General features: G+C 58.2%; 5 protein-coding genes and 1 pseudogene. 2 read left to right on the top strand and 4 right to left on the bottom strand.

Translation table 11 applies throughout. The features are described from left to right. Nucleotides 1-595: 595 nt before the first annotated feature. Both B5P39_RS25230 and tetR(C) read right to left on the bottom strand, forming a co-directional pair. Complete coding sequence (locus B5P39_RS25230) at nucleotides 596-910, bottom strand: helix-turn-helix domain-containing protein (RefSeq protein ID WP_061342203.1); 315 nt, start codon at nucleotides 908-910, stop codon at nucleotides 596-598. Further along, nucleotides 897-1,556 (bottom strand): tetracycline resistance transcriptional repressor TetR(C), encoded by a 660-nt coding sequence (gene tetR(C) / locus B5P39_RS24190; RefSeq protein ID WP_001038045.1) that lies wholly within the window; start codon nucleotides 1,554-1,556, stop codon nucleotides 897-899. Before tetR(C) ends, B5P39_RS25230 begins: the two co-directional genes overlap by 14 nt. A gap of 92 nt (nucleotides 1,557-1,648) precedes the next feature. Here tetR(C) and tet(C) point away from each other — a divergent pair, with 92 nt between their 5' ends. Continuing rightward, nucleotides 1,649-2,839, top strand: a complete 1,191-nt coding sequence (gene tet(C), locus B5P39_RS24185; protein WP_001297013.1) for a tetracycline efflux MFS transporter Tet(C) — start codon at nucleotides 1,649-1,651, stop codon at nucleotides 2,837-2,839. A gap of 55 nt (nucleotides 2,840-2,894) precedes the next feature. Here tet(C) and B5P39_RS25225 read toward each other — a convergent pair whose 3' ends face one another. Then, nucleotides 2,895-3,023, bottom strand: a complete 129-nt coding sequence (locus B5P39_RS25225) for a type VI secretion protein (RefSeq protein ID WP_001260374.1) — start codon at nucleotides 3,021-3,023, stop codon at nucleotides 2,895-2,897. Nucleotides 3,024-3,288: 265 nt separating this feature from the next. On the opposite strand from B5P39_RS25225, the gene B5P39_RS24170 reads away from it, so the two are divergent. Further along, complete coding sequence (locus B5P39_RS24170; protein ID WP_000015696.1) at nucleotides 3,289-3,567, top strand: tyrosine-type recombinase/integrase; 279 nt, start codon at nucleotides 3,289-3,291, stop codon at nucleotides 3,565-3,567. A 357-nt stretch (nucleotides 3,568-3,924) separates the two neighbouring features. Here B5P39_RS24170 and B5P39_RS24620 read toward each other — a convergent pair. Continuing rightward, nucleotides 3,925-3,999 (bottom strand): annotated as a pseudogene (locus B5P39_RS24620) (IS6 family transposase); the annotation flags it as partial.

Raw genomic sequence — 3,999 nt, 5'->3', positions numbered from 1 at the left:
AGTACCAGCGTACGGCCCACAGAATGATGTCACGCTGAAAATGCCGGCCTTTGAATGGGTTCATGTGCAGCTCCATCAGCAAAAGGGGATGATAAGTTTATCACCACCGACTATTTGCAACAGTGCCCATAGGCTTCATCAGCGCCTGACTGGCGAGCACGATTCCGGCCCTAGCCGCAGGATCGCGCAGGACGACCTAGTTACGAACCAGGCCGAGTGTTCCTGACATCCATCGGCACCATAGTTCTGCTTATCCGGCACGCGCGCGTCAGGGGTGTGGTGAACTACAAAGCAGACCCGTTGAGGTTATCAGTTCGATGCACAATCAGCAGCGCATAAAATATGCACAAGAACAGGAGCACCCTTCGCATTAAGCTGTGGTGGTAACAAGTAGTGCCGGGCTACCATCAGCGAGCATGATGCGCTCCCACAGCATTCGCCTTGGCAGTATGGAAGTTCCTCGCTCCAGTTCGGGCCGGTATCCACCTCGAGTGACCCCAGCCGCCCCTCATGCCAACCGAGCCCATTAAGCGCAGAGTCGGCCGCAACTATCTCGGGGACGCATAAACACGCAGCGATTTACCAAGGAGTTCGGCTAGGTCAATCCGCAATTCCCTTTGCCTGGCCGGAGATGCCGCGAGCAAACAATGTGTCCGGTCGCTACCAGATGGACTTTGTGGGCGGAGGATTGCACCAGACGCTTCAGCGCAGCGTCGTACGATGAATCGGAAGGCCCGGTAAGCAATTGAAGAACCGCTGACCACCTCCCATCCGACAATGCAAGGGTGCCCCGCTCCCAGCGCGACACGGTTGCCTGATCCACACCCATTAATTCAGCTAGGTGACTTTGCTTCATATGACGAAGCAACCGCGCCCTCCGCACCTGCCGCCCCCTGTCATTCGTCAACATTCTTCAGCACCTCAATGTCGTTCGTAGTGAGCCTCATTTTTTCAAGACCGCCGATGATGAGAGCCAGGCCTCGCTCGAATGCCGCGTCCGGACCGCCTTCGTAGACGATTTTCATCGCGCTCTGTAGGCGCGCCGGCATCGTAGACGCTGAGGTGGTCAACTGATCTTCGCCCCGCTCCTCGGCGTCTGCCTCGCTAGCTTGCTGCTCAAGAACAGCGCCGACGGTGAAGTAGCTGATTGCCATCAACGCATAGGTCGCGTCACCTGCCGAAAAGCCAGCATCGCAAAGGAAGCGAAGCTGCGCGTCGGCTTTTTCCATCTGCGGCGCGGCTGGCCGCGTCCCGGCATGAATACGCGCGCCATCGCGATAAGCGAGCAACGCCCGTCGAAAACTGCATGCATTGCCCTTCAGGAACGAACGCCAGTCGTCGTCATCCCTTGGCGTCGAATGCGTGTGATTTATCGTCAGCATGGCTTCGGCAAGTGCGTCGAGCAACGCACGCTTGTTCTTGAAATGCCAGTAGAGCGCTGGCTGTTGCACCCCGAGGCGCTCAGCCAGTCGGCGCGTCGTTAGACCTTCCATGCCCACGTCGTTAAGCAGTTCGAGCGCGGTTCGGATCACGGCCTCGCGTTGGAGCTTGTTCATTCGCGAATTCTCATGTTTGACAGCTTATCATCGATAAGCTTTAATGCGGTAGTTTATCACAGTTAAATTGCTAACGCAGTCAGGCACCGTGTATGAAATCTAACAATGCGCTCATCGTCATCCTCGGCACCGTCACCCTGGATGCTGTAGGCATAGGCTTGGTTATGCCGGTACTGCCGGGCCTCTTGCGGGATATCGTCCATTCCGACAGCATCGCCAGTCACTATGGCGTGCTGCTAGCGCTATATGCGTTGATGCAATTTCTATGCGCACCCGTTCTCGGAGCACTGTCCGACCGCTTTGGCCGCCGCCCAGTCCTGCTCGCTTCGCTACTTGGAGCCACTATCGACTACGCGATCATGGCGACCACACCCGTCCTGTGGATCCTCTACGCCGGACGCATCGTGGCCGGCATCACCGGCGCCACAGGTGCGGTTGCTGGCGCCTATATCGCCGACATCACCGATGGGGAAGATCGGGCTCGCCACTTCGGGCTCATGAGCGCTTGTTTCGGCGTGGGTATGGTGGCAGGCCCCGTGGCCGGGGGACTGTTGGGCGCCATCTCCTTGCATGCACCATTCCTTGCGGCGGCGGTGCTCAACGGCCTCAACCTACTACTGGGCTGCTTCCTAATGCAGGAGTCGCATAAGGGAGAGCGTCGACCGATGCCCTTGAGAGCCTTCAACCCAGTCAGCTCCTTCCGGTGGGCGCGGGGCATGACTATCGTCGCCGCACTTATGACTGTCTTCTTTATCATGCAACTCGTAGGACAGGTGCCGGCAGCGCTCTGGGTCATTTTCGGCGAGGACCGCTTTCGCTGGAGCGCGACGATGATCGGCCTGTCGCTTGCGGTATTCGGAATCTTGCACGCCCTCGCTCAAGCCTTCGTCACTGGTCCCGCCACCAAACGTTTCGGCGAGAAGCAGGCCATTATCGCCGGCATGGCGGCCGACGCGCTGGGCTACGTCTTGCTGGCGTTCGCGACGCGAGGCTGGATGGCCTTCCCCATTATGATTCTTCTCGCTTCCGGCGGCATCGGGATGCCCGCGTTGCAGGCCATGCTGTCCAGGCAGGTAGATGACGACCATCAGGGACAGCTTCAAGGATCGCTCGCGGCTCTTACCAGCCTAACTTCGATCATTGGACCGCTGATCGTCACGGCGATTTATGCCGCCTCGGCGAGCACATGGAACGGGTTGGCATGGATTGTAGGCGCCGCCCTATACCTTGTCTGCCTCCCCGCGTTGCGTCGCGGTGCATGGAGCCGGGCCACCTCGACCTGAATGGAAGCCGGCGGCACCTCGCTAACGGATTCACCACTCCAAGAATTGGAGCCAATCAATTCTTGCGGAGAACTGTGAATGCGCAAACCAACCCTTGGCAGAACATATCCATCGCGTCCGCCATCTCCAGCAGCCGCACGCGGCGCATCTCGGGCAGCGTTGGGTCCTGGCCACGGGTGCGCATGATCGTGCTCCTGTCGTTGAGGACCCGGCTAGGCTGGCGGGGTTGCCTTACTGGTTAGCAGAATGAATCACCGATACGCGAGCGAACGTGAAGCGACTGCTGCTGCAAAACGTCTGCGACCTGAGCAACAACATGAATGGTCTTCGGTTTCCGTGTTTCGTAAAGTCTGGAAACGCGGAAGTCCCCTACGTGCTGCTGAAGTTGCCCGCAACAGAGAGTGGAACCAACCGGTGATACCACGATACTATGACTGAGAGTCAACGCCATGAGCGGCCTCATTTCTTATTCTGAGTTACAACAGTCCGCACCGCTGCCGGTAGCTATTGACTATCCGGCTGCACTAGCCCTGCGTCAGATGGCTCTGATCCAAGGCAAACTGCCAAAATATCTGCTGGCACCGGAAGTCAGCGCCCTGCACCATTATGTTCCGGATCTGCATCGCAGGATGCTGCTGGCTACCCTGTGGAACACCTACATCTGTATTAACGAAGCGCTGGCATTGACCCTGAGTGATTTTTCTCTGGTGCCGCCTTATCACTGTTGAAGGCCACCGCTCATCACGCGTTTGCTGACATTGAGCCCTGCCGGCCGATCGGCCTGAGACTCTCAGCACAGGAGACGGCGGGTGACGAGCGTATACTTTTTCGACGCTTGGTTGCGGTCGCGCTAGGCGTGGCCGCCGACGAACCCGCTGGTGTCGCCCTTGCGGAGCAGCGCAAGGCGGACCTTGCCACGACATCCCCTCGCCCGCCGATCGTCTAAATTCGTCGAGGTTAAGAAATTCCCGCTCCGGCGAGGCCATCACCATCACCGGCGTCAGGTAGTGGACATGGCAGCAGCGCACGCAGGGGCACTGTTGCAAAGTTAGCGATGAGGCAGCCTTTTGTCTTATTCAAAGGCCTTACATTTCAAAAACTCTGCTTACCAGGCGCATTTCGCCCAGGGGATCACCATAATAAAATGCTGAGGCCTGGCC

This window comes from Shewanella sp. Shew256, assembly GCF_002196695.1.
In the GTDB taxonomy this organism is placed as follows: domain Bacteria; phylum Pseudomonadota; class Gammaproteobacteria; order Enterobacterales; family Shewanellaceae; genus Shewanella; species Shewanella mangrovisoli.
Note: the sequence above shows the minus strand (reverse complement) of the source record. Positions and strands in the feature narration are given on the sequence as shown.

Excerpts from the sequence above, each read along its gene's own strand:
- B5P39_RS25230 (WP_061342203.1), bottom strand. The coding sequence starts at position 910 with ATGTTGACGAATGACAGGGGGCGGCAGGTGCGGAGGGCGCGGTTGCTT.
- B5P39_RS25225 (WP_001260374.1), bottom strand. The coding sequence starts at position 3,023 with ATGCGCACCCGTGGCCAGGACCCAACGCTGCCCGAGATGCGCCGCGTG.
- B5P39_RS24170 (WP_000015696.1), top strand. The coding sequence starts at position 3,289 with ATGAGCGGCCTCATTTCTTATTCTGAGTTACAACAGTCCGCACCGCTG.